Here is a 22,432-nt window from a genome sequence, read left to right on the forward strand (position 1 = left end):
TGCGCGAGGGCCAGGGGCTAAACTCGAACCATGATTTTATCCAGTGCGTCCCCTGCGGGTGTGGCGCTCTCCCTGGCCGCCGCGGCCGCCTATGCAGTCCCGGCCGCCGGCGCGTCGCGGCTGAGCGAGGCGGCGGCACGCAGGGCGCTGCAGGCCGCGTGGCTGCTGCACGCGGTGGTGCTGGTCCTCGGCTTCCTCGGCCAGCCCCTCTTCGGCTTTGCGCAGGCGGTGTCGATCACTGCCTGGCTGGTGCTCACGGTCTATGCGGTGGAGCGCCAGCTGTTCCCGCAGCTGCGCGCACGGTGGGCGCTGTGCGGCTTCGGCAGCGCCGCCGTGCTGCTGGCGCTGGCCTTTCCCGGTGTGCCGCTGAACGTGAGGGAGTCGCCGTGGCTGCCGCTGCACCTCGCGCTCGGGGTGGCCAGCTACGGCCTCTTCGCCGCGGCCGCCGTGCACGCGTGGATCCTCCAGCGCGTCGAGCGCAGCATCCGACAGGGCGCCGAGCCCCAGGCCGGCGTGCCGCTGCTGACCCTGGAGCGCCTCACCTTCCGCTTCGCCACCGCCGGTTTCGTGCTGCTCACGGCGACGCTGGTGGCGGGCATCTTCTTCTCCGAGGCCTTGTACGGCCGCGCCTGGCGCTGGGACCACAAGACCGTGTTCTCGGTGCTGTCCTGGATCGTCTTCGCGACGTTGCTGCTGGGCCGGCAGCGCTTCGGACTGCGCGGGCGCCGCGCGGTCAACGTCATCTACATCGGCTCCGTGCTGCTGCTGCTCGCCTACGTCGGCTCGCGCTTCGTGCTGGAAGTCGTGCTCGGGCGCACGCCATGAAGTACCTGGTCCTCTTCGCCGTCCTCTACATCGCCTACCTGGTCTGGCGCAACAACCGCATCGCGGACGGCTCCGCCTCGCGCCGCACGCCGCCCGCACCACCGGCGCCGCAGCAGATGGTGAGTTGCGCCGTGTGCGGCCTGCACCTGCCCCAGCCCGATGCGGTGCGCGGCGCCGATGGCCGCTTCTTCTGCGGCCAGGAGCACCGCCGCCTCGCCGGCGGCTGAAAGCCTGTCCATGGCGACACCCAGCCGCCCGAACTCCTCCTGGAGCCATTCGACCTGGACCTGGGACACTCCGGTGCTGCTGCCCCCGGCGCCGGGCACCTCGCCCTTCCACCGGCTGTGGCTGGGGTTCATGGTGGCCCGCATCGGCGTTGCGGTGATTCTGCTGGTGCTGCTCGGGGGCCTGATGGCCATCGGCATCGCGCCGCTGGACTGGTGGCAGCTCGCGCTGTGCGCGGCCTACCTCGCCGCCTCCGTGGCCGTGCGCGTGTTCACGCGCCCCGCCGCGCCGGGTCGCAGCTTCGACCCGCAGTGGGTGTCGACGATCGGGATCGACCTGATCGCGTTTTCCACGCTGCACTTCCTGCAGGCGGCAGGCCTCAACTTCTCGCCGCTGTTCGCGCTGCCGGTGCTCACGGCCTCCGTGCTCGGCTCGACCCTGCTCGCGCTCGGCACGGCCGCCGGCGTAACGTTGCTGCTGCTGGCCGACGGCTGGCTGCAGTCCCTGGAATTCGCCGACCACACCGCACGCCTTTTGCAGGCGGGGCTGGCCGGCGGCGGCTACTTCGTCGTGGCCTTGCTGGCCAACCAGCTGGCCATCCGGCTCGCGCGCGAGGAGCAGGCGGCCCGCCAGGGCCTGTCGGCCGCGCGCACGCAGGCGTACGTCAACGAACTGGTGATCGACACGCTCTCCGACGGCCTGCTGGTGGTGGGCATGGACTGGCGCATCCACGCGGCGAACCCCGCCGCGCGCGCCCTGCTCGGATGGCAGGCGCGGGAAGCCCCGGCCTCGCTCGCGCTGGTGTCGCGCCCCGGCTGGAAGCCGCTGGCGGCGCTGGCGCAGCGCACCTTCGACAGCGGCGACACGCTCAGCGCGGAGATCGCGCTGGACCTCGGGCCGGCCGAACGCCTGCACCTGCGGGTGCGCACGCGGCTGACCCCGCCGCACGACCCGTACAGCCAGACGCTCTGCGTGATGTTCCTGCAGGACCTGCGGGAAGCGGAGGCGCAGTTGCGCACCGAGAAGCTGGCCGCGATGGGACGCATGTCGGCCGCGGTCGCGCACGAGATCCGCAATCCGCTCGCCGCCATCGCGCAGGCCAACGGCCTGCTGGCCGAGGAGCTCGGCGAGCCGGGACAGCAGCAACTGGCAGCGCTGGTGGGCAAGAACGTGCACCGCCTGACGCAGATCGTGGAAGAAATCCTGAACCTCGCACGGCTGGAGACGCCCACCACGGACTGGCTGGAGCTGGACCAGGTGGTGCAGTTGCTCGCCGGCGAGTGGATGCGCCACACCGGCGCAAGCGAGCGCGTGCAGTTGCTCCCCGGGTCGAGCGGCGCATGGGCGGCCTTCGATGGCGAGCACCTGCGCCGCATCCTCGTGAACCTCCTGGACAACGCGCTGCGCTATGCGTCGCGCGCCCGCGGCGCGATCGTGGCGGCAACGGACCTGCAACTGGGCCAGGCACGCATGCAGGTCTGGAGCGACGGCGCACCGCTCGACCCCGGCGTGCAGCGCCACCTGTTCGAGCCGTTCTTCTCCTCCGAGAGCCGGTCCAGCGGACTGGGCCTGTACATCTGCCGCGAGTTGTGCGACCGCCACGGTGCGCTCATGACTTATGCGCGCACCACCGCGCCGGATGGCAGCGGGCGCGAGGGAAATTGCTTCAGCGTGACATTCCGCACGCGCACAAGTCAGGTGCCAGGACCCGTGCCCTTGGGCACAATACGCGCCTGATGGCTGCCGTCGTTTCCCCTGCCCACGTCCTGGTCGTCGACGACGAACCGGACCTGCGCACGCTGTATGAACTCACGCTGCTGCGCGAGGGTTATCGCGTCGACGCCGCCGGCACGCTCGCCGAGGCCTGCGGGCTGCTGGACCAGCAACGCTTCGACGCGGTGATCACGGACATGCGCCTGCCGGACGGCCTGGGGATGGACCTGCTGCAGCGGATGATCGCGCAGCAGCGCCCCGAGCGCTGCGTGGTGATGACGGCCTACGGCTCCGCCGAGAACGCGGTGGAGGCGCTCAAGGCCGGCGCCTTCGACTACCTCACCAAGCCCGTGGACCTGAAGCAGTTCCGCACCGTCGTCGCCTCCGCCATCCGCGAAGGCGGCGCACCCGAGCAGCGCGTGGCGCGGCCCGCTGCCGCCGCCGGCGAACGCACCGGCAGCCAGGCGGCGCTGGCGCGGCTGGTGGGCGAGTCCGCGCCCATGCGCCTGGTGAAGGAACGCATCGCGAAGGTGGCCCGCAGCATGGCGCCCGTACTGGTGCGCGGCGAGTCCGGCACCGGCAAGGAACTGGCGGCGCGCGCGATCCATGCATGCAGCCATCGCGCGGACGGCCCGTTCGTGGCGGTGAACTGCAGTGCGATTCCCGAGACGCTGCTGGAAGCGGAGTTCTTCGGCGCGAAGAAGGGCTCGTACACCGGCGCCACCGCAGACCGAGAAGGCTATTTCCAGGCGGCGCGCGGCGGCACGCTGTTCCTCGACGAGATCGGCGACCTGCCGCTGCCCATGCAGTCCAAGCTGCTGCGCGCGATCCAGGAGCGCCAGGTCCGCGCGCTGGGTTCCACGCAGGAAGACGCCGTGGACGTGCGCATCGTCAGCGCCACGCACAAGGACCTGGCCAGCGAAGTGCAGACTAACCGCTTTCGCCAGGACCTGTTCTACCGCCTCAACGTGATCGAGATCCTGGTGCCGCCGCTGCGCGAGCGGCGCGAGGACCTGCCCGCGCTGTGCGAAGCGCTGCTGGCGCGCATCGCGCACGAGACCGGCATGACCGCGCCGCAGCTGTCGCCGCACGTGCTGGAGCAGTTGCAGGCGCATCCGCTGCCGGGCAACGTGCGCGAACTCGAGAACCTGCTGCATCGCGCACTGGCGCTGTCCGACGGGACGCAGTTGCAGGTGGACTTCGCGCCGTCCGCGACGACCGCCCCGACCTCCGAGCCGCGCCCTGCGCCAGTGGTGGCGCCTGCTGCTGCCAACGCCACCACGCCGGCTGCGCCCATGGCGGCTGCGCCCACGGTCCCGCGCGACCTGCAGGCCTACCTGGACCAGCAGGAGCGCGAGATCCTCGTGAAGGCGCTGCGCGAAACCAACTTCAACCGCACGGCCGCGGCGCAGCGCCTGGGCTTGAGCCTGCGGCAGATCCGCTACCGCATCGCGCGGCTCGCGATCGCGACGCCCGGCGACGAAGAACCGGATGACCGCAGCGCCACCGCCTGAACCGGCTGGCGATCCGCTCTGGCAGGACGGCTGGTACCGCTTCGCGCATCGCATCGCCTCGCCCAACTTCGGCCCGCGGCCCGCCGGCGCGCTGGTCGACCTGGTCGTCGTGCACTCCATCAGCCTGCCGCCCGGCGTGTACGGCGGCGACGAGGTGCGGCAACTTTTCACGAACACGCTGGATTGGGACGCGCACCCGTACTTCCAGCAGATCCGCGGGATGCAGGTCTCGGCGCACTTCTTCATCCGGCGCGACGGCGCGCTGCTGCAGTTCGTCAGCTGCGACCAGCGCGCGTGGCATGCAGGCCGTTCCAGCTACCGGGGGCGCGACAACTGCAACGACGATTCCGTGGGCATCGAGCTCGAAGGCCTGGAGGGCGAGACCTTCGAGGACGCGCAGTACGAGCAGCTGGCCGTCGTGTGCGCGGCGCTCGCGCAGCGCTACCCGATCCAGCACGTCGCGGGCCACGAGCACATCGCGCCGGCGCGCAAGAAGGACCCGGGCCCCGGCTTCGACTGGGCATCGCTGCAGCGCGAACTCGGGTGGTCGCGCGCGTGCTTTCCCACCGCGTAGGCTCCTGGCAACGCATCCGTCGCGAACCAGTTCACGCCTTGCGCGCCGCGTTGCGCGTGCAATCCCGCACCACAGGCGTTCCACAGCCTTGTCCACAGGTGATGCACCGGTTTCCTAGCGTCAACCACTACATCTAGTGCTTGAAAGCCCGGGAGACACTAGATATAGTGCCTCGCACGAGTGGGTGACGCTACACTTCGCACCCCTCAAAGAACAACTGCAGCAAGAGGAACACGCATGCAACCTGCCCTGGGCCCCTCCACCATCCCGCACGCCGGCGCCGCCGGTACCGCTCCCCTGGCCGCCGCCGGCCAGCCTGCCGCCTCCGCATTGGCGCATTACCAGATCATCCGCCGCAACGGCGCGGTGGTCCCGTTCGAACCGAGCAAGATCGGCGTGGCGATGATGAAGGCCTTCCTGGCCGTGCACGGCACGCAGGGCGCGGCCTCGGCGAGCGTGCGCGAGACGGTGGACGTGCTCACGCAGCAGGTCGTGCGCGCGCTGGTGCGTTCGCGTCCGGGCGGCGGCACCTTCCACATCGAGGACATCCAGGACGCGGCCGAACTGGGCCTCATGCGCGGCGGCCACCACGAGGTCGCGCGCGCCTATGTGCTCTACCGCGAGCGCCGCGCACAGGAGCGCGCCAAGCAGGCCCAGGAGCAGGCGCCCGTCGCGCCGCAGTTCCACGTGCTGGACCACGGCCAGCGCGTGCCGCTGGACACCGAAGGCCTGCGCGCGCTGATCGTCGCTTCCTGCGCCGGGCTGGGCGCCGACGTCAAGCCGGAGCCGATCTACGCCGAGACGCAGCGCAACCTGTACGACGGCGTGCCGCTCGACGAGGTCTACAAGGCGTCGATCCTGGCCGCCCGCACGCTGATCGAGAAGGAGCCGGACTACACCTTTGTCACGGCCCGCCTGCTGCTGCACACGATCTTCAAGGAAGCGCTCGGCCGCGAAGTGGCGCCGGCCGAGCGCGCCGAGGCCTACGCCGACAGCTTCCCCGCCTTCATCAAGAAGGGCGTGGACAACGACCTGCTGGACGAGCGCCTGCTGCAGTACGACCTGAAGAAGCTGGGCGCCGCGCTCAAGGCCGACCGCGACCTCAAATTCGACTACCTGGGCCTGCAGACCCTGTACGACCGCTACTTCCTGCACGTGCGCAAGACGCGCATCGAGCTGCCGCAGTCCTTCTTCATGCGCGTGGCCATGGGCCTCGCGCTCAACGAGATCGACCGCGAAGCGCGCGCCATCGAGTTCTACGAGGTCCTCTCCAGCTTCGACTTCATGTCCTCGACGCCGACGCTGTTCAACAGCGGCTCGCTGCGTTCGCAGTTGTCCTCCTGCTACCTCACGACGGTGCCGGACGACCTGGACGGCATCTACGAGTCGATCAAGGAAAACGCGCTGCTGTCCAAGTTCGCCGGCGGCCTGGGCAACGACTGGACCCGCGTGCGCGCGCTCGGCTCGCACATCAAGGGCACCAACGGCGAGTCGCAGGGCGTGGTCCCGTTCCTGAAGGTCGTCAACGACACGGCCGTGGCCGTGAACCAGGGCGGCAAGCGCAAGGGCGCCGTCTGCGCCTACCTGGAATCCTGGCACCTGGACGTCGAGGAATTCCTGGAGCTACGCAAGAACACCGGCGACGACCGCCGCCGCACGCACGACATGAACACGGCGAACTGGATTCCCGACCTGTTCATGCGCCGCGTGATGGAAAAGGGCGACTGGACGCTGTTCTCGCCCTCTTCCGTGCCCGACCTGCACGACAAGTTCGGCGCCGAGTTCGAGCGCGCCTACGTCGCCTATGAAGAGAAGGCCAAGCGCGGCGAGATCAAGCCGAGCAAGACCATCCCCGCCAACGACCTGTGGCGCAAGATGCTCTCGATGCTGTTCGAGACCGGCCATCCCTGGATCACCTTCAAGGACGCCTGCAACGTGCGCTCGCCGCAGCAGCACGCCGGCGTCGTGCACTCGTCCAACCTGTGCACCGAGATCACGCTGAACACCAGCGACTCCGAGACGGCCGTCTGCAACCTGGGTTCGGTGAACCTGCTGCAGCACCTGAAGGACGGCAAGGTCGACCAGGAGAAGCTCAGGAAGACCATCGCCACCGCGATGCGCATGCTCGACAACGTGATCGACATCAACTACTACGCGGTGAAGAAGGCGCGCGACTCCAACATGCGCCACCGGCCCGTCGGCCTGGGCGTGATGGGCTTCCAGGACGCGCTGTACGAGCTGCGCATCCCCTACGCGTCCAAGGAGGCGATCGAGTTCGCCGACGAGTCCATGGAGGCGGTCTGCTACTACGCCTACTGGGCCTCGACCGAGCTGGCCCGCGAGCGCGGCCGCTATTCCAGCTACAAGGGTTCGCTGTGGGACCAGGGCGTGCTGCCGCTGGACACGCTCAAGCTGCTGGCCGACGCGCGCGGCGAGCAGTACGTGGACGTCGACCGCTCGGCCACCCTGGACTGGGATACGCTGCGCAAGAAGATCGCCGCGGACGGCATGCGCAACAGCAACTGCGTGGCCATCGCGCCGACCGCGACCATCTCCAACATCATCGGCGTGGACGCCTCGATCGAGCCCTGCTTCGGCAACCTGTCGGTCAAGTCGAACCTGTCCGGCGAGTTCACCGTCATCAACCACTACCTGGTGCGTGACCTGAAGCGCCTGGGCCTGTGGGACGACGTGATGGTCATGGACCTGAAGCACTTCGACGGCTCGCTGCGTCCGATCGACCGCGTGCCGCAGGAGATCAAGGCCCTGTACGCGACCGCCTTCGAAGTCGAGCCGGTGTGGCTGGTGGAAGCCGCCGCCCGCCGCCAGAAGTGGATCGACCAGGCGCAGTCGCTGAACATCTACATGGCCGGCGCATCCGGCAAGAAGCTGGACGAGACCTACAAGCTCGCCTGGCTGCGCGGACTGAAGACCACCTATTACCTGCGCACCACCAGCGCGACGCAGGCGGAGAAGTCGACCGTGCAGAGCGGCCGCCTGAATGCGGTGAGCAACGGGAATGCGGGAAGCGGCATGCACGCCGGCGCGACGCACACCGGCGAAGGCGCGATGAGCGCGATGGAAGCGGCAGCGGCCGCAGCGCGCGCGCAGATCGAAGCGGCCACCGCGCCGACGGCGACGCCCGCGACCGACATCAAGTTCTGCGGCGTCGACGATCCGACCTGCGAGGCCTGTCAGTGATCCGCGCAGCGCGCGCGATCACATCGAAATGAAAGAGGTATCGGCGTTCTCCGACAGAACGCCGATGCAATCAAGCAACAAAATGCGACCCGGATGTGAACGGACACTTTGATTCACGCATCCGGGCTCGCATAATCCGAGCACTGGAACACCTATGTTGACCTGGGACGACGAAGTCACGCCCACACCGTCAAAGCCCGTGAGCAGCGGTTTAGCCACCAACCGCGAGGCGATGCATTCACCGCTCGCGCACGCCGTTCCGACTCCTCAGCCCGCCTTGCGCACGCTCGATGACGGCGCGACGATCGCGCCCGCCGCGATCGCGCCCATCGCGACGCAGCCGCGCGCCGACGCGCAGGCCACCAGCACGCGCCGCGTGCAGGCCGCCGACAAGCGCATCATCAACGGCCAGACCGACGTCAACCAGCTCGTCCCCTTCAAGTACAAGTGGGCCTGGGAGAAGTACCTGGCGACCTGCGCCAACCACTGGATGCCGCAGGAAATCAACATGAACCGCGACATCGCCCTGTGGAAGGACCCGAACGGTCTGACCGAGGACGAGCGCCGCGTCATCAAGCGCAACCTCGGCTTCTTCGTGACGGCCGACTCGCTGGCCGCGAACAACATCACCCTGGGCACCTACCGTCACATCACGGCGCCCGAGTGCCGCCAGTTCCTGCTGCGCCAGGCTTTCGAGGAAGCGATCCACACCCACGCCTACCAGTACATCGTGGAGTCGCTGGGCCTGGACGAGAGCGAGATCTTCAACGCCTACCATGAGGTGCAGTCGATCCGGGACAAGGACGAGTTCCTGATCCCCTTCATCGACGCGATCATGGATCCCAACTTCCACACCGGCACACCGGAAGCCGACCAGCGCCTGCTCAAGAGCCTGATCGTCTTCGCCTGCCTGATGGAAGGCCTGTTCTTCTATGTCGGCTTCACCCAGATCCTGGCGCTGGGCCGGCAGAACAAGATGACCGGCGCCGCCGAGCAGTACCAGTACATCCTCCGCGACGAGTCGATGCACTGCAACTTCGGCATCGACCTCATCAACACCATCAAGCTCGAGAACCCGCACCTGTGGACCGCCGACTTCAAGTCGGAGATCAAGGGCCTGTTCCAGAAAGCTGTCGAACTCGAGTACCGCTACGCCGAGGACACGATGCCTCGCGGCGTGCTGGGACTCAATGCCTCCATGTTCAAGGGCTACCTGCGCTACATCGCGAATCGCCGCGCCACGCAGATCGGCCTGGAAGCGCTTTTCCCGAACGAGGAAAATCCCTTCCCGTGGATGAGCGAAATGATTGACCTGAAGAAAGAGCGTAATTTCTTTGAGACCCGCGTGATCGAATACCAGACGGGTGGAGCTCTTTCCTGGGACTGAGTCGGCAACTGCAAGGTAGTTTGGGTTAACCGCCCGCACGCACCACCGCACGAAGAGGCGGGGGCGTGGCGGGCGCAGGTGTTCGTGCGGCTGGGCAATGGCCCAACCACACGGATCGCTTCGCGCCACCAACAATGCGCGGAGTGCTCTTTGGTTGATGTTGTGTCAACTTGAACAGGAGATAGAAATGGCAACTGCGAAGAAATCGGCCGCCAAGAAGGCCCCGGCCAAGAAGGCTGCGAAGAAGACCACCGCGCGCAAGACGACCGCGAAGCGCCCGGCCGCCAAGAAGGCTGCCGCCAAGCGCCCGGCCGCCAAGAAGGCTGCCGCGAAGCGTCCGGCTGCGAAGAAGGCGGCTGCGAAGCGCCCGGCGGCGAAGAAGGCCGCTGCGAAGCGTCCGGCTGCGAAGAAGGCGGCGAAGAAGACCACGGCCAAGAAGTCGGCCGCGAAGAAGACCACCGCCAAGCGCGCGACTGCGAAGAAGTCGACCGCGAAGAAGGCGGCGAAGAAGTCCTCCGGCGCGAAGAAGGCTGCGAAAGCGCCTGCTGCGAAAGCGCCTGCTGCCAAGAAGGCTTCCAAGCCTGCTGCGAAGTCGAACGGCGGAACGTCCGCCCCGGCTGCTGCGGCTCCCGCGGCTCAGACCACTCTGAACCCGCAGGCCGCCTGGCCTTTTCCGACCGCTGCGAAGCCTTGAGGCAGCGCACGGGCGAAACGCCTCGCGTTTCGCCCGTGGATGCCTCGTCCGCTCCAGGGTACCCGCGGCTTGCCGCGGGTTTTTTCTTTTCACTTGGAAAAGTCGCACGCGACTTTTCCAAGTGGCCTGATCAGTGCGACGAGGACCGGCGGAGCCGGATCCTCGTCGCAGGGGAGACCGCGCTGCATGTTATTCCGCGCGGTCTGCGGGCCCCTGCGGGGGAGGGGGACTCGGTAAGCTGTCGTCATGAGTGACGCACAGGGGTCGTTGTTCGGCGCAGATGCGCAGCCCGAACTGCCGGCGGGCATGCGCTACCAGGCGGAGTTCCTCTCGCGGAAAGAAGAGGGATCGCTCGTCGCGATCATCGACCGGCTGCCGCTCGCCCACATGAAATACCAGCAGTACACCGCCCGGCGGCGGGTCGTGAGCTATGGCGGGCAGTACGACTTCAGCGCGCAGCGGCTGGACGAGGCCGAGCCGCTGCCCGCATGGCTCGATGCGCTGCGCGAACGCGCCGGGGCGTGGGCGGGCATCGCGCCGGAGCACTTCACGCAGGCGCTCGTAGCCGAATACGCGCCCGGCACGCCGCTGGGGTGGCATCGCGACGTGCCGGACTTCGAGGACGTGATCGGCGTCTCCCTCCTCAACGAGGCCGTGCTGCGCTTCCGGCCGTATCCGCCGGAGCGGGGCACGCGCGCCGACGTGCTGAAACTCGTCGCCGCGCCCCGTTCGATCTACCTGCTGCACGGTCCGTCCCGCTGGGAGTGGCAGCACAGCGTCTCGCCGACGAAGCAGCTGCGCTACTCCATCACCTTGCGCACCGCGTCGGCGCGCATCGGGAAGGCCGCGCGCCGGGGCTGACGGAGGCGCGCCAAAAGAATAAAGCGCCCTCGCGGGGCGCTTCCAAGGTTCCTTCGCTTCCGAGGAGCTGGGATCCCCGGGGCAGCGGCCCCGGGAAATTCGATGGCCCTACGGCCGGCCGACGGAGTACGCCAGCCAGCGGCCGACACTCGTCTCCACGTTGGTGGTGAGCGTCAGGCCGGTGCCGGTGACGTTCATCTGGTAAGCCGCCGAGAAGTTCGTGCCGGGCTCCCGCGTGCGCAAGCCCGGGATGGGCTTGTTGAGGTCCTGCGTGTCGATGCGACCGTCGCTCTGGCGTTGCCGCTGCACCGTGTTGGCCGTCGCATCCACCGCGATGTTGGTGATCTCGTTGGAGGTGACCGGGTCGGTCGAACGCGTGCCGGTCGGCGAGGTGTACATGATGAGCGTCTCGGAGTACTTGCTGGCCGAGCCCACTTGCGGCAGCGTCCATGGCTTGAGCTTGGTGAGCACGAAGCTGGATTGCTCCACCGTCGCATCCGTGGAGCCGGATGAGTTCGTGGTTCCGAACATGGCCAGCGCCCCGGTGGGGGCCTGGTAGGCATAGACGTTGGCCACGGGTGCCGGGCCGTTGCCACTGAGCACGTCGAAGCCACCGTCCGTGCGCTCGGCCACGGTCATCCCGGAGCTCTCCGGCTTGCACGCCCAGCCGGCGGCCGGGTCGTAGTCGCAGCTGGACGCCGTCCGGTCCGACGCGAACGTCAACTGGCCGCGATAGGTCTGCACGCCGTCGCCGGGGTAGTAGCCCGACTGCAGCGAATCCCAGGTGCCTGCGACCTCGGAATACGAGTGCGCCTGCACCGGGAAGATGATGCCGGTGGCCCCCGGGGTCACCGTGGGCGCGACGTACCGCGAGCGGTAGATGCCGACGCCACCGGGGCCGAAGGCGACCACCCATTCGCCGGTCTGCCCGTTCAGCGCCAGGGTGGCCGTGAACGCGCAGGGGTTGGTGCCGTCCTGCACCAGGGCCATCTGGTTCACCCCATCACCCGCGCCGAAGGTCTTGGCTGCGAAGTTGATCGGGCGCAGCGTCATGCGGCCGTGGTAGTCGATCGCGCGATAGTTGCCGCTCAGCACGTAAGGGCAGCCAGGCAATCCGCCACCGTCCACCGCGGCCATTGCGTCGCTCAGGCCCGTGGAGGAGTTGCTCGCGGCGGCGCTCGCCACCTGCGTGACCAGCAGCGGCAGCGCGTCGACCGTCACCTTCTGTGCCAGCGCGTCCAGGGCTTTGTCGTAGGCGTTCCCCGCAGTGCCGCCCGAGGCGGCAACGAGGTCACCCCGCAGGGGATCGATGGCTCCGAGGTCGACACCGGCGCTCTTCAGCGCGGCAACGATGGCAGTGGCCGCCGCGGAGAGCTTGTCCTGGGTGAGCGTTCCCGCCGAGGAGCCGCTGAAGTTCGCAAAGTAGTTCGCCGGCAGCGTTGCGGCGAACTGCGCGATCACGAGCTCCGTCAGGGGCGTCACGTTCGCTTTCGCGGTGGTGACCGCGGTGGCCGAGTCCGTGCTTCCGGCCTGCACCGCGGAGTGCAGCACGATGGATGCCGTGTCGCCACTGCCCGTCACCTGCACCACGCAAGGCAAGCTGCCGTGCGCGATGTTCACGGTGTAGGCACCGGTGCCCGAGGTGGTGGCCGTTCCGCTGCCGGTCGCGCACTTCACCTCCACGGAGGCGCTGGCAAGCGCCGTGCCGATCGCCGCGGTCCCCGCCACCTGCAGGCTCGGGTCGGGCGAACTGCTGCCGCCACCGCCTCCGCAACTCGCCAACAGGACGCTCGCGCCGATGGCGACGACCGTTCTTGCCACTTTCAATGTCATTTGTCTCTCCGATCTGGAACTTGTGCGGACCGCGAGGCCGTCGTTGTTCGGCGTAAGGAACTGCAACGCCGCGGCGCGAGCATTCCGGAGAGACGTGCCGTGGGCCATTCCTCGATTGGGGAAAGTGTTGTTCCCTACTCCATTTGGGTGAGGACTGCGAGTGACGCGCACGCGCGCGTATAGACTCCGCCCGCGGTAAACAAAAAGCATTGCAGCGAATGGACCTGTCCGAGCAGTCGTTTCTCCACTTCATCGACCTGATCTACAGCGCCGCCGAACACCCGCAGCGATGGCGCCGGTTCTACGAGGAACTGACGGTGGCGGCGGGGGTGCGCTCCATCCACATGCTGGGCGTGGACAAGCGGCTGGGCACACTCGCCTACAGCGAGGGCGCGAACCTCCCCGTCGAAGGCGAGCTGGCCTACATGCACCACTACCGGCTGATCGACCCGAGGCTGCCGATGATGGACAGCCTGCAGGAGGGTGAGTGGCTGCATTGCCCGCAGCGGCTGGGCGACGAGGTCGTGGCCACGCACCCCCTTTACCAGGAGTTCCTGCTCCCCTACGACCGCCGCTACAACTCCATGTGCAAGCTGGTGGACCTGCCCGAGGCCACCGTGATCTTCTCGCTCCTGAGCGGCGAGGCCGAAGGGCCGCTCCAGCCGCAGGCGCTGGCCTTCGTCGATCGGCTGCTGCCCCACCTGCAGCGCGCGTGCCGCATGGGCGTGCGCAATTTCGTCTATTCGACGCAGGCGCTCGTGGGCCACATGCTGGTGGACAAGCTGCGCCAGCCGGTGATCCTGATGTCACCCGGCGGCGAGGTAATGCACACCAACCAGGCGGCGCAGGAGCTGCTGCGGTCCACGCGCCTGGTGCAGGTGAACGCCGGCCGGCTGGAGCTGCCGCAGCCGCAGCTGCGTGAGTTGCTGCGCCAGTGCGAAGAGATGGAGCAGGTGCTGAAAGCCACGCCGTCCGAGGAGCAGCACGCGACCGCGGGCCAGGGCCAGTTCCGCTCCCTGCTGATCACCGAGCCGGACGGCGGCGAGTCGCTCTACGCCTTCCACACCCTGCTGTCTCCCCAGCGGGAAATGGGCAGCTTCGGACTGCGGCCGGTGGCGATGCTGATCTTCTACCACCCGGCCTCGGCCCCCTCGATCGACGCCAGCCTGCTCTATGCGGTGTTCGGGCTGACGCCGGCGGAATGCCGCATCGCCACCTTGTTGGCCGAAGGCCTCTCGCTCAAGCAGATCGCCCAGGCGCAGGGAACGCAGCACGACACGGTGCGCAAGCAACTGCGGTCCATCTACCAGAAGACCTCGACCAACCGGCAGCCGGAGCTGATCCGGCTGCTGCTGCACCTGCCGCACAACGCCATGCAGTAGCGCAGGGCAAGGTGCGCGCGGCCTACTTCTGGTCGGCGGCCAGCTGCATGCGCCGCCGCAGGCGTGCCGCTTCTTCGGTGGCGCCGGCCTTCTCCGCGCGCATCGCCTGCGCCCCGAGCCAGGCCATCACGCTGCGCCGCCAGCCTTGCGCGGAGGCCGTGTCCACTGCGACCTGCAGGACCTCGGGATCGGCCTTCTCCGTGCGCAGCAACACGCCGGCTGCGATGACGCGCTGCAGCGGATCCTTGATCCCTTTCAATGCGGCCGCACCACCCTGCCCGCTTGCGATGCCGCGGTACGCTTCGGGCAGCAGCTTTGCCTGCTCCGGCGCGGTCGTGCCCGCCAGGAAATCGGCGTAGGCGCGATCCGTATCCGGCGCGTCGACGCGCAGCGGCTCGAAGCCGGTGCAGGGCGAGAAGTCCAGGCTCGCCACCTGCACGGCGCAGCGCGTGAGTTCCGCGCGCGCCACCAGGCCCGGCTGCGCGGTGCTCGCGACCTGCCTGCGGAAACGCGCGAACTCGGTGGCGGCGACCCGGTCGTCGCCCTGGAGATACGCGCGCTCGAAGCGGTCCTGCGCGCCGTCCGCGTTCACCAGCCAGTCGGGCTGGCGCGGCTTGCTGCCGCAGCCGCCGAGCAGCATCACCGCGAGCACCAGTCCAGCGGCCAACGACCGCTTCGGGGTTGAGGCATTCATGGCAGCTCGATCTTCCGTTCCTTGGCGAACGGCCACTTGCGATTGAGGTCGTTGATCAGGTCCTCGATCTTGCGCAGGTTGTCCTCCACCTCGCCGCGCAGGCTGCCGAGGTCCTGGGTCGCCTTGTTCACGTTGCCCACGGCGCCCTGCGCCTCCGTCAGCACCGAATCGACGCGCTGCAGGCTGCCGCGCGCGTCCGTGAGCAGGCCCTGCAACTGGCGCACGCTGGCCTGCGCATCGTTGGCAATCCCGTCGGGACCGAACACGCGGGTGTCCGCATGGCTCACCAGGCGGTCGCCGTTGCCGGCCAGGCGCTGGATCTCCGCCATCGCCGCATTCGCACGGTCCACCGCGGCGACCAGCTTGCGGGCGTCCTCCTCGTTGCCGAAGATGGCGTGCAGCGCGCCCGAGCGGCTTTGCAGCTTCTGCGTGAACACCTGCAGGTTGGCCATGGAGTGGTTCAGGTCCGAGTTCTGGGCCGTGAGCTGGTTCAGGTTGTCCAGCACGTCCTTGGTGGCCCCGATCACGCGGCCGACTTCCTCGTTGAAGTCACCGCGCAACACGGGGCGCTCGGCGCCGTCGGGCAGCGGCGGGTCGGTGAGGATGCCGCTGTAGGCGCGCAGCTGGGTGGCGCCGATGATGGGCTTGATGAGCGTGAAGACGCTCGACGTGCGCAGCCACTTGGCTTCCTTCTGCAGCACGTCGATCCGGATCTTCACGTTTCCCGTCTCGCCCAGCGACACGCCCTTGACGGTGCCGATGGGGAAACCGGAGAAGGTCAGGTCCATGCCCGCGACCACGCCTTCGGCGTTGTCGGTGACCAGCACCAGTTGCTGCTTGGGATCGAAGACGCCGCGCGCGCGCAGCAGGAACAGCGCCGCCCCCACGATCAGGGCGACGGTGAAGGCCAGCAGCATGATGGCCTTCAGCTCGAGGTTGCGCACCGGCACGTGCTTGGCCGCGGGCTCCGACTTCTGTACGGGCGTTTCGGGCTGCGGCGGCGCAGTCGGGGAAGGTGCTGGCGAGCTCTTGGGGTCGTCGGCCATGGTCAGATGTAGTTGCCCACCAGGGAAAGCGCCTCGAGGATCAGCAGCACGCCGAACATGCGCACCAGCCCCTGCAGCGCGGCGCTTTCGCGCGAGCCATCATCCTCGATGTTGTTGAGGCCGGAGGCCATGGGGATCACGGACACCGCGATCGCGAAGAACAGGGTCTTCAGCGCGAAGATGAACGTGAACAGCGGATCGAACACGCGGCCCGCCATGTGTTCGTAGGCGGCCGTCCCCGCGGACGTGAAGCCGTAGACGGCGAAGTAGGCCAGCACGCCGGCGACCACGCAACTGAGCGCCGCCAGCGTGATGCAGCCGAAGATGCCGGCCAGCATCCGCGGCAGCACTTCCACCGCGATCGGGTCCAGGCGCTGTCGGCGCAGCGTGCGGAAGTGGCCGATGCGCCGCATCTCCACCAGCGCCGCGCCGCTGGGGATGGTCGTGCGCAAGGCGACGAACAGCGCCGCGGTGAGCGGGATGAGTTCCACCACGAGCACGCGCACCACCATCTCCAGCGCGTACTGGGACAGCCCGTAGCTGGCCGCCGTCACGATCACGATCCGTGTGATGATCACGGTGAACAGCGAGATGAGCACGGTGAACCAGCCCAGGATGGGCGCCGTGTCCACGTACATGTGGCGCGCCAGGTTGTGGCGGGTCTGCGGGCCGTAGCTGCGCGGCGAAAAAGCGCGCACGACCATGACGGCACCGAAGAAGGTGATCCGCGCCCAGGCTGCCGCCCAGCGCACCGGCGCGAGGCTGGTGTGGCTGACGGTCCGGTACCAGGTCGACCAATGCGTCATGGGGCGATGGTAAAGGCACGGCTGGGCCAGGGTCGTCAGCCGCGGCCTACAGTCGGGCCCCGGGGCTCGCGGCCCCTCGAAGAAAGGAAGTGGCATGAGCGGATTCGATTGCGACCTGTTCGTCATCGGCGCGGGCAGCGGCGGCGTGCGAGCCGCCCGCATGGCGGCGCAACGCGGCGCGCGCGTGGTGGTGGCGGAGGCTGCGGCTCTGGGAGGCACCTGCGTCAACGTGGGCTGCGTTCCCAAGAAGCTGTACTCGGAGGCGGCGCAATTCGCCGACGACTTCCGCGATGCCGCCGGCTTCGGCTGGGACGTCGGCGCCGCGACGCTGGACTGGGCCCGCCTGCGCCGCAACCGGGCGAAGGAGATCTCGCGCCTGAACGGCATCTACGAACAGCTGCTGGTCGGCGCCGGCGTGCAGGTGCTTCGAGGCTGGGGGACGCTGTGCGACGCGCACACGGTGCAGGTCGCGACAAACGAAGGTGCGCAGCGCTTCCGTGCGCGGCACATCCTGATCGCCACCGGGGGCACTCCCTCGGTCCCGCACTTCCCCGGACGGGAGCATGTGCTCACCTCCGATCAGATGTTCGACATCGAACCGTTCCCGAAGCGGCTGGTCGTGGTGGGTGGCGGCTACATCGCCTGCGAGTTCGCCTCGATCTTCCAGGGCCTGGGCGCGCAGGTGCGGCTGCTGTACCGGGGCGAGCAGGTGCTGCGCGGCTTCGATGACGATGTGCGTGCCTTCCTGGCGCAGGAACTGGTCAAGCACGGCGTCGACTTGCGCCTGCGCACCGATGTGGAGGCGATCGAGCGCCGGCCGGACGGGCTGGCCGTGACGCTGACGAACGCGGAGGTGCTGGAGGCGGACGCCGTGCTGTACGCGACCGGCCGCGTCCCGAACGTCGCCGGACTGGGCCTGGAGTCCGCGGGACTGGCGCTCTCGCCGCACGGTGCCATCCCGGTCGACGACGACTATCGCACCGCCGCTCCGCACATCCTCGCGATCGGCGACGTCACCGCGCGCCTGCAGCTCACGCCGGTGGCGCTGGCCGAAGCGATGGTGGTCGTGGACCAGTTGTTCGGCGAAGGCCGGCGCCGCATGGACTACGAGTTCGTGCCGACGGCGGTGTTCACGCATCCCTCGATCGGCACCGTGGGCCTCACGGAAGCGCAGGCGCGCGAGCGATTCGGGGCCGTGCGCATCTTCCGCAGCGAGTTCCGCGCGCTCAAGCACACTCTCAGCGGCAACGCCGAGCGGACGCTGATGAAGCTGGTCGTGGATGCGGCGAGCGATCGCGTGGTCGGCCTGCACATGGTCGGCCCGGATGCGGGCGAAACGGTCCAGGGCTTCGCTGTTGCCATGCGGGCCGGCGCCACCAAGGCGCTCTTCGACAGCACGATCGGCATCCATCCGACGGCCGCGGAAGAGTTCGTGACCATGCGCGAACCGGTGGCCTGAAGACGGCGCTACAGGGCGTCCCGAGCCGCGTGACAACTTCACGCAGGGGGCGCGGGACGTCAGAACGGGCCTACAGCTTTACACGCCGGGCAAGTGCATTTGGCACGGGTTAGCGGTTCAATACCGCATGATCGCACCGCAGAGACATGCCGGCACGCTGGGCTGCCGCCGGCTCGGCAAAGGACTGGCAGCCTTGGCCCTCGCCTGGTCCGGCGGCGTGCTGGCCCAGGACGTCGTGCAGGTGCCTGCGGCGCACCTGCAGCACGCGGAAGGCTCGGTCGCGTACGCCCCGCAGGGCGACAAGGAATGGCATGACGTGCAGCCGCGCCGGCTGCTCAAGCGCGGCGACCGGCTCTGGACCGACCGCGGCTCGCGCGCCGAGGTGCAGGCGGGGGGGCATGCGCTGCGACTCGACGGCGAAACGCAGCTGATCCTCGAGAACGTCGGCGATGCGGCCACCCAGCTGAGTCTCACCCAGGGCGCCGTGATCGCGACCGTGACACACGTCAATCCCGGCGACAGCTTCGAGATCGGCACGCCCAACCTCGCATTCCGCGCCCGCCAGCCGGGCGACTACCGCATCGACGTCGACCTGAAGCAGGCCATCACGCGCATCACCGTGCATTCCGGGTCGGCCGTCGTGTATGGCGAGAAGGGCGAGGCCCTGGAAGTGAAGAGCGGCCAGCGGGTCGCCTTCCGCAACCGCAATCTCTCGCGCCTCTCCCAACCGGCGTTCGCCGCGACCGACGATTTCGATCGCTGGGCCGGCGCCCGCCGCCGCGGCGAGCCCACCGTCAGCATGCCCAACCTCGCGCAGAACACGGCGCCGGCCACCCCGGCCCCGGCTTTCGTGAATCGCGGCAAGGACATCGTGATCACGGGACCGGCATCGAGCCTGCCCGGCGCGAAGCAGGCCGCACCCGTGGCCGCCGCCGCCGTGACCGCAGCGCCGCCGCAGGTGGCCAAGGCCCAGCCCCTCGCCAACGCGCAGGTCGGGCCCGGCGTGGCCGCAGCTGCGGCCTTGCGGGTGACGGCTCCCGCCATGGCGCCGGCGCCCACGGCGAAGGAACTGGAAGCGCGCACCCGGATGGAAGCGGAGGCGCGCGCGAAGGTCGAAGCGGAACTGCGCGCCAGGATCGAAGCCGAAGCGCGTACGAAGGCGGAAGCCGACATTCGCGCCAAGGCAGAAGCGGATGCACGCGCGAAGCTGCAAGCCGAAGCACGTGCCAAGGCCGAAGCCGACCTGCGTGCGCAGGCGCAGGCCGATGCGCGCGCCAAGCTCGAAGCCGAGGCCCGCGCGCGCGCCGATGCGGATGCGAAAGCGAAGGCGCAAGCGCGGGCCCAGGCCGACGCGCAGGAGCGGCAGCGCATCGCGCAGCAGCAGCACACCGAAAACGAGCGCCGGGCCGCCGCGGCCCGCGCCGAAACCGAACGCCGGGCCGCCGCGGAAGCCGCGCGCGCCGAGAGCGACCGGCGGGCGGCGGTGGATGCACGCCGCGAAGCGGAGCGCCATGCGGCGGCCGAAGCGAAGCGCGTGCAAGCCGAACGCCGCGCGGCGTCCGATGCACGCCGCGACGCGGAGCGCCGTGCGGCCGCGGAGGCGAAGCGTGCGGAGGACCGCCGGGTCGCCGCCGCCGATGCCAAACGCGCCGAAGAGCGCCGCCGTGCCGCCCAGGCCCGGCAGGCGGAAGAAGCCCGCGAGGCCGCCCAGGCGAAGCGCGAACTGGAAGCGCGGCGCGAGGCCGCCCGCAAGGCAGAGGAAGAGCGCCGCGTGGCCCAGGCCAGGCGCGCGGCGGAAGAGAAGCGGGAACTCGCCGCCCGCAAGGCCGAGGCGCAGCACATCGCCGAGGCCCGCAAGCTGCAGCTCGCACGGCTGCAGGAGCAGGCCCGGCGCGACGAGCAGACCGCGCTGGCGCGGCACGAGCAGGCGAAGCGCGCGGACGATCTGCACAGGGAAGACCAGGCCCGCCGGGAAGAACAAGCCCGCCGCGAGGAGCAGGCCCGTCGGGACGACGATCTGCGCAGGCAGCGGGCGTTGGCGGATCAGATGCGGCGTGACCAGGATCGCCGCGACGATGAAGTCTGGGTGCGGCAGCAGCAGCCGGTGCCACTGCCGGTGCGGCCGGCGCCGATGGGCGTGCCGGCCCGCAGGGTCAGTTGACGCGACGCGTGTAGGTGCGGGTCACGGCCGCCGGCTTGTCTTCTTCCGGCGGCAGGTAGATCGTGGTGCGATCGATCTTGGCGTCGAAGGCGGCGATCTCGGCGCTGGCGCAGCGGATCACCGCGCGGTCCAGCGGATGGCAGGTGCGTTGGCTCAGTTTGGTGAGTTCCTCGGAGCTGTCGATGTAGGCCCGGACCTCGGCGGGATCCACCATCAGGGCAAAAGGATTTGCGGCCAACGCTTGCGTCATTTTCTTGAACTCCTGGATTGATTTGCGCCTTCTGCGGCGTCGTTCTGGATGACGCAGACTGTGGGCTACGGGCTCAAGAACACGGGTCGGAGGAGTGCGTTACACCCTGTAGGACTGTGGCGCACCGCCGGCCGGTGTGCGGGACGGCCGAGCCGCAGTTGCACAATAGGCGCATGCCGTTCATGCCGCCCTTCATCGCCCCCACCTTCCACACGGATCCGGAAAGCGCCCTGGAGCAGGTGCGCGCGATCTATGGACAGCAAATCCATCACCTGCGCGAAGCCATGCAGCGCTTCGTCGCCGGCGAAGCGATGCCGGGCCGCGTGCGGGGCTGCTATCCGTACGTTCGCATCCACACCGACAGCGTGGTGCCGCAGGCGGCACTGGAGAACTCGGGGCTGTCTTACGGCTTCGTGGCGAGCGCCGGCCGCTACGAGACCACGCTGACGCGCCCCGACCTGTACGCGAGCTACTACCTCCAGCAGTTCCGCCTGCTGTTGCAAAACCACGGCGTGCCGCTGGAAGTCGGCGTGAGCAACGAGCCGATGCCGATCCACTTCTCCTTCGCGGAGCACGACCACATCGAGGGCAACCTGCCCGCTACGCGCCGCATGCTGATGCGCGACCTGTTCGACCTGCCGGACCTCTCCACGATGGACGACGGCATCGCGAACGGCACGATCCGCTTCGAGCCGGGCCAGCCGCTGCCGCTCGCGCTGTTCACCGCGTCGCGCGTCGACTACTCGCTGCACCGCATGCGCCACTACACCGGCAGCGCGCCCGACTGGTTCCAGAACTTCGTGCTGTTCACGAACTACCAGTTCTACATCGACGAGTTCGTGAAGCTCGGGCACGAGGAGATGAACCGCCCGGACAGCGAGTACATCGCCTTCGTCGAACCGGGCAACGTGGTGACGCGCCGGGTCGGCCTGCCGCGCGACCCGCTGGACAGCTATGGCGCGCCGCCGCCGCGGCTGCCGCAGATGCCCGCGTACCACCTGATCCGCCAGGGCCACGGCGGCATCACGATGGTGAACATCGGCGTGGGTCCTTCCAACGCGAAGAACATCACCGACCACGTCGCCGTCCTGCGCCCGCATGCCTGGCTGATGCTCGGACACTGCGCGGGCTTGCGCAACAGCCAGCAGCTGGGCGACTACGTGCTGGCCCACGGCTACGTGCGCGAGGACCACGTGCTGGACGAGGAACTGCCCCTGTGGGTGCCGATTCCCGCACTCGCCGAGATCCAGGTGGCGCTGGAGCAGGCGGTGGCGGACGTCACGCGCTGCCAGGGCGCGGACCTCAAGCGCATCATGCGCACGGGGACAGTGGCGAGCACCGACAACCGCAACTGGGAGCTGCTGCCGGGCAACGAGCCGCAGCGGCGCTTCTCGCAGAGCCGCGCGGTCGCCCTCGACATGGAAAGCGCGGCGATCGCCGCCAACGGCTTCCGCTTCCGCGTGCCTTACGGCACCCTGCTGTGCGTGAGCGACAAGCCGCTGCACGGCGAGATCAAGCTGCCCGGCATGGCCAACCAGTTCTACCGCGAGCGCGTCGACCAGCACCTGCGCATCGGCATGCGCGCCATCGAGATCCTGCGCTCGCAGGGACCGCAGCGGCTGCACAGCCGCAAGCTGCGCAGCTTCGACGAGGTGGCATTCCAGTAATTCACTCTGAAAAGTCGCGAGCGACTTTTCAGAGTGGCCTGATCAGTGTGGCGAGGACCGGCGAAGCCGGATTCTCGCCACAGGTGAGACCGCGCTGCATGTTATTCCGCGCGGTCCGGGTGCCGCTGCGCGGATGTGAA

The 22,432-nt window shown here is 68.8% G+C and carries 18 protein-coding genes; 13 read left to right on the forward strand and 5 right to left on the reverse strand.

The window, feature by feature from the left end; all coding sequences use genetic code 11:
- Window positions 1–30: 30 nt before the first annotated feature.
- From JJB11_RS03930 to JJB11_RS03970, 9 genes are all read left to right on the forward strand, one after another.
- Entirely contained in the window at window positions 31–825 is a 795-nt protein-coding gene (locus JJB11_RS03930) for a cytochrome C assembly family protein (protein WP_201166580.1), read from the forward strand.
- Window positions 822–1,052: a PP0621 family protein gene (locus tag JJB11_RS03935; protein WP_201166581.1), complete on the forward strand. Its 231-nt coding sequence runs from the start codon at window positions 822–824 to the stop codon at window positions 1,050–1,052. The genes JJB11_RS03930 and JJB11_RS03935 overlap by 4 nt, the downstream gene beginning before the upstream one ends.
- Before the next feature lie 10 nt (window positions 1,053–1,062).
- Window positions 1,063–2,787: a sensor histidine kinase gene (locus JJB11_RS03940; protein WP_201166582.1), complete on the forward strand. Its 1,725-nt coding sequence runs from the start codon at window positions 1,063–1,065 to the stop codon at window positions 2,785–2,787.
- Window positions 2,787–4,277, forward strand: coding sequence for a sigma-54-dependent transcriptional regulator (locus JJB11_RS03945; RefSeq protein WP_201166583.1), 1,491 nt, complete (start codon window positions 2,787–2,789; stop codon window positions 4,275–4,277). Before JJB11_RS03940 ends, JJB11_RS03945 begins: the two co-directional genes overlap by 1 nt.
- Window positions 4,255–4,851, forward strand: a complete 597-nt coding sequence (gene ampD / locus JJB11_RS03950; protein ID WP_201166584.1) for a 1,6-anhydro-N-acetylmuramyl-L-alanine amidase AmpD — start codon at window positions 4,255–4,257, stop codon at window positions 4,849–4,851. The genes JJB11_RS03945 and ampD overlap by 23 nt, the downstream gene beginning before the upstream one ends.
- 237 nt (window positions 4,852–5,088) lie before the next feature.
- Window positions 5,089–8,052, forward strand: coding sequence for a ribonucleoside-diphosphate reductase subunit alpha (locus JJB11_RS03955; protein WP_201166585.1), 2,964 nt, complete (start codon window positions 5,089–5,091; stop codon window positions 8,050–8,052).
- Window positions 8,053–8,206: 154 nt separating this feature from the next.
- A complete protein-coding gene (locus JJB11_RS03960; RefSeq protein WP_201166586.1) occupies window positions 8,207–9,439 on the forward strand; it encodes a ribonucleotide-diphosphate reductase subunit beta in 1,233 nt (410 codons plus the stop codon).
- Window positions 9,440–9,626: 187 nt separating this feature from the next.
- On the forward strand, window positions 9,627–10,133 hold the full coding sequence (locus JJB11_RS03965) for a histone H1-like DNA-binding protein (protein ID WP_201167038.1): 507 nt from the start codon (window positions 9,627–9,629) through the stop codon (window positions 10,131–10,133).
- A 246-nt stretch (window positions 10,134–10,379) separates the two neighbouring features.
- Window positions 10,380–10,994 carry an alpha-ketoglutarate-dependent dioxygenase AlkB gene (locus tag JJB11_RS03970; protein WP_201166587.1) on the forward strand — a complete coding sequence of 205 codons (615 nt, stop codon included), beginning with the start codon at window positions 10,380–10,382 and terminating at the stop codon, window positions 10,992–10,994.
- Window positions 10,995–11,102: 108 nt separating this feature from the next.
- Here JJB11_RS03970 and JJB11_RS03975 read toward each other — a convergent pair whose 3' ends face one another.
- The gene (locus JJB11_RS03975) at window positions 11,103–12,827 is read right to left on the reverse strand and encodes a hypothetical protein (protein WP_201166588.1); all 1,725 of its coding nucleotides are present in this window, start codon (window positions 12,825–12,827) and stop codon (window positions 11,103–11,105) included.
- Window positions 12,828–13,045: 218 nt separating this feature from the next.
- Here JJB11_RS03975 and JJB11_RS03980 point away from each other — a divergent pair, with 218 nt between their 5' ends.
- The gene (locus JJB11_RS03980; protein ID WP_201166589.1) at window positions 13,046–14,209 is read left to right on the forward strand and encodes a helix-turn-helix transcriptional regulator; all 1,164 of its coding nucleotides are present in this window, start codon (window positions 13,046–13,048) and stop codon (window positions 14,207–14,209) included.
- 22 nt (window positions 14,210–14,231) lie between these two features.
- Here the strand turns inward: JJB11_RS03980 and JJB11_RS03985 are convergent, their stop codons facing one another.
- Genes JJB11_RS03985 through JJB11_RS03995 form a run of 3 tightly spaced genes read right to left on the reverse strand, consistent with a single transcriptional unit; the run spans window position 14,232 to window position 16,755 of the window.
- Window positions 14,232–14,903, reverse strand: coding sequence for a hypothetical protein (locus JJB11_RS03985; RefSeq protein ID WP_201166590.1), 672 nt, complete (start codon window positions 14,901–14,903; stop codon window positions 14,232–14,234).
- Window positions 14,900–15,949 (reverse strand): MlaD family protein, encoded by a 1,050-nt coding sequence (locus tag JJB11_RS03990; RefSeq protein WP_201166591.1) that lies wholly within the window; start codon window positions 15,947–15,949, stop codon window positions 14,900–14,902. Before JJB11_RS03990 ends, JJB11_RS03985 begins: the two co-directional genes overlap by 4 nt.
- 2 nt (window positions 15,950–15,951) lie before the next feature.
- Window positions 15,952–16,755 (reverse strand): MlaE family ABC transporter permease, encoded by an 804-nt coding sequence (locus JJB11_RS03995; protein WP_201166592.1) that lies wholly within the window; start codon window positions 16,753–16,755, stop codon window positions 15,952–15,954.
- A 94-nt stretch (window positions 16,756–16,849) separates the two neighbouring features.
- On the opposite strand from JJB11_RS03995, the gene gorA reads away from it, so the two are divergent.
- Both gorA and JJB11_RS04005 read left to right on the forward strand, forming a co-directional pair.
- On the forward strand, window positions 16,850–18,214 hold the full coding sequence (gene gorA, locus JJB11_RS04000) for a glutathione-disulfide reductase (protein ID WP_201166593.1): 1,365 nt from the start codon (window positions 16,850–16,852) through the stop codon (window positions 18,212–18,214).
- A 127-nt stretch (window positions 18,215–18,341) separates the two neighbouring features.
- Entirely contained in the window at window positions 18,342–20,375 is a 2,034-nt protein-coding gene (locus tag JJB11_RS04005; RefSeq protein ID WP_201166594.1) for a FecR family protein, read from the forward strand.
- Here JJB11_RS04005 and JJB11_RS04010 read toward each other — a convergent pair.
- A complete protein-coding gene (locus tag JJB11_RS04010; protein ID WP_201166595.1) occupies window positions 20,368–20,625 on the reverse strand; it encodes a hypothetical protein in 258 nt (85 codons plus the stop codon). The two genes, JJB11_RS04005 and JJB11_RS04010, sit on opposite strands and share 8 nt — an antisense overlap.
- Window positions 20,626–20,798: 173 nt before the next feature.
- Between JJB11_RS04010 and JJB11_RS04015 the strand changes: the two genes are divergently transcribed.
- Window positions 20,799–22,292, forward strand: coding sequence for an AMP nucleosidase (locus JJB11_RS04015; protein ID WP_201166596.1), 1,494 nt, complete (start codon window positions 20,799–20,801; stop codon window positions 22,290–22,292).
- The last annotated feature ends 140 nt before the right edge of the window (window positions 22,293–22,432 follow it).

Source organism: Ramlibacter ginsenosidimutans, from assembly GCF_016654015.1.
In the GTDB taxonomy this organism is placed as follows: domain Bacteria; phylum Pseudomonadota; class Gammaproteobacteria; order Burkholderiales; family Burkholderiaceae_C; genus Ramlibacter; species Ramlibacter ginsenosidimutans.

What these genes read in the sequence shown, in the direction of transcription:
- JJB11_RS03980 (WP_201166589.1), top strand. Translation starts at nt 13,046, where the DNA reads ATGGACCTGTCCGAGCAGTCGTTTCTCCACTTCATCGACCTGATCTAC.
- ampD (WP_201166584.1), top strand. Translation starts at nt 4,255, where the DNA reads ATGACCGCAGCGCCACCGCCTGAACCGGCTGGCGATCCGCTCTGGCAG.
- JJB11_RS03955 (WP_201166585.1), top strand. Translation starts at nt 5,089, where the DNA reads ATGCAACCTGCCCTGGGCCCCTCCACCATCCCGCACGCCGGCGCCGCC.
- JJB11_RS04015 (WP_201166596.1), top strand. Translation starts at nt 20,799, where the DNA reads ATGCCGTTCATGCCGCCCTTCATCGCCCCCACCTTCCACACGGATCCG.
- JJB11_RS03935 (WP_201166581.1), top strand. Translation starts at nt 822, where the DNA reads ATGAAGTACCTGGTCCTCTTCGCCGTCCTCTACATCGCCTACCTGGTC.
- JJB11_RS03995 (WP_201166592.1), bottom strand. Translation starts at nt 16,755, where the DNA reads ATGACGCATTGGTCGACCTGGTACCGGACCGTCAGCCACACCAGCCTC.
- JJB11_RS03970 (WP_201166587.1), top strand. Translation starts at nt 10,380, where the DNA reads ATGAGTGACGCACAGGGGTCGTTGTTCGGCGCAGATGCGCAGCCCGAA.
- gorA (WP_201166593.1), top strand. Translation starts at nt 16,850, where the DNA reads ATGAGCGGATTCGATTGCGACCTGTTCGTCATCGGCGCGGGCAGCGGC.
- JJB11_RS03965 (WP_201167038.1), top strand. Translation starts at nt 9,627, where the DNA reads ATGGCAACTGCGAAGAAATCGGCCGCCAAGAAGGCCCCGGCCAAGAAG.
- JJB11_RS03940 (WP_201166582.1), top strand. Translation starts at nt 1,063, where the DNA reads ATGGCGACACCCAGCCGCCCGAACTCCTCCTGGAGCCATTCGACCTGG.
- JJB11_RS03960 (WP_201166586.1), top strand. Translation starts at nt 8,207, where the DNA reads ATGTTGACCTGGGACGACGAAGTCACGCCCACACCGTCAAAGCCCGTG.
- JJB11_RS03975 (WP_201166588.1), bottom strand. Translation starts at nt 12,827, where the DNA reads ATGACATTGAAAGTGGCAAGAACGGTCGTCGCCATCGGCGCGAGCGTC.
- JJB11_RS04005 (WP_201166594.1), top strand. Translation starts at nt 18,342, where the DNA reads ATGATCGCACCGCAGAGACATGCCGGCACGCTGGGCTGCCGCCGGCTC.
- JJB11_RS03985 (WP_201166590.1), bottom strand. Translation starts at nt 14,903, where the DNA reads ATGAATGCCTCAACCCCGAAGCGGTCGTTGGCCGCTGGACTGGTGCTC.
- JJB11_RS04010 (WP_201166595.1), bottom strand. Translation starts at nt 20,625, where the DNA reads ATGACGCAAGCGTTGGCCGCAAATCCTTTTGCCCTGATGGTGGATCCC.
- JJB11_RS03930 (WP_201166580.1), top strand. Translation starts at nt 31, where the DNA reads ATGATTTTATCCAGTGCGTCCCCTGCGGGTGTGGCGCTCTCCCTGGCC.
- JJB11_RS03990 (WP_201166591.1), bottom strand. Translation starts at nt 15,949, where the DNA reads ATGGCCGACGACCCCAAGAGCTCGCCAGCACCTTCCCCGACTGCGCCG.
- JJB11_RS03945 (WP_201166583.1), top strand. Translation starts at nt 2,787, where the DNA reads ATGGCTGCCGTCGTTTCCCCTGCCCACGTCCTGGTCGTCGACGACGAA.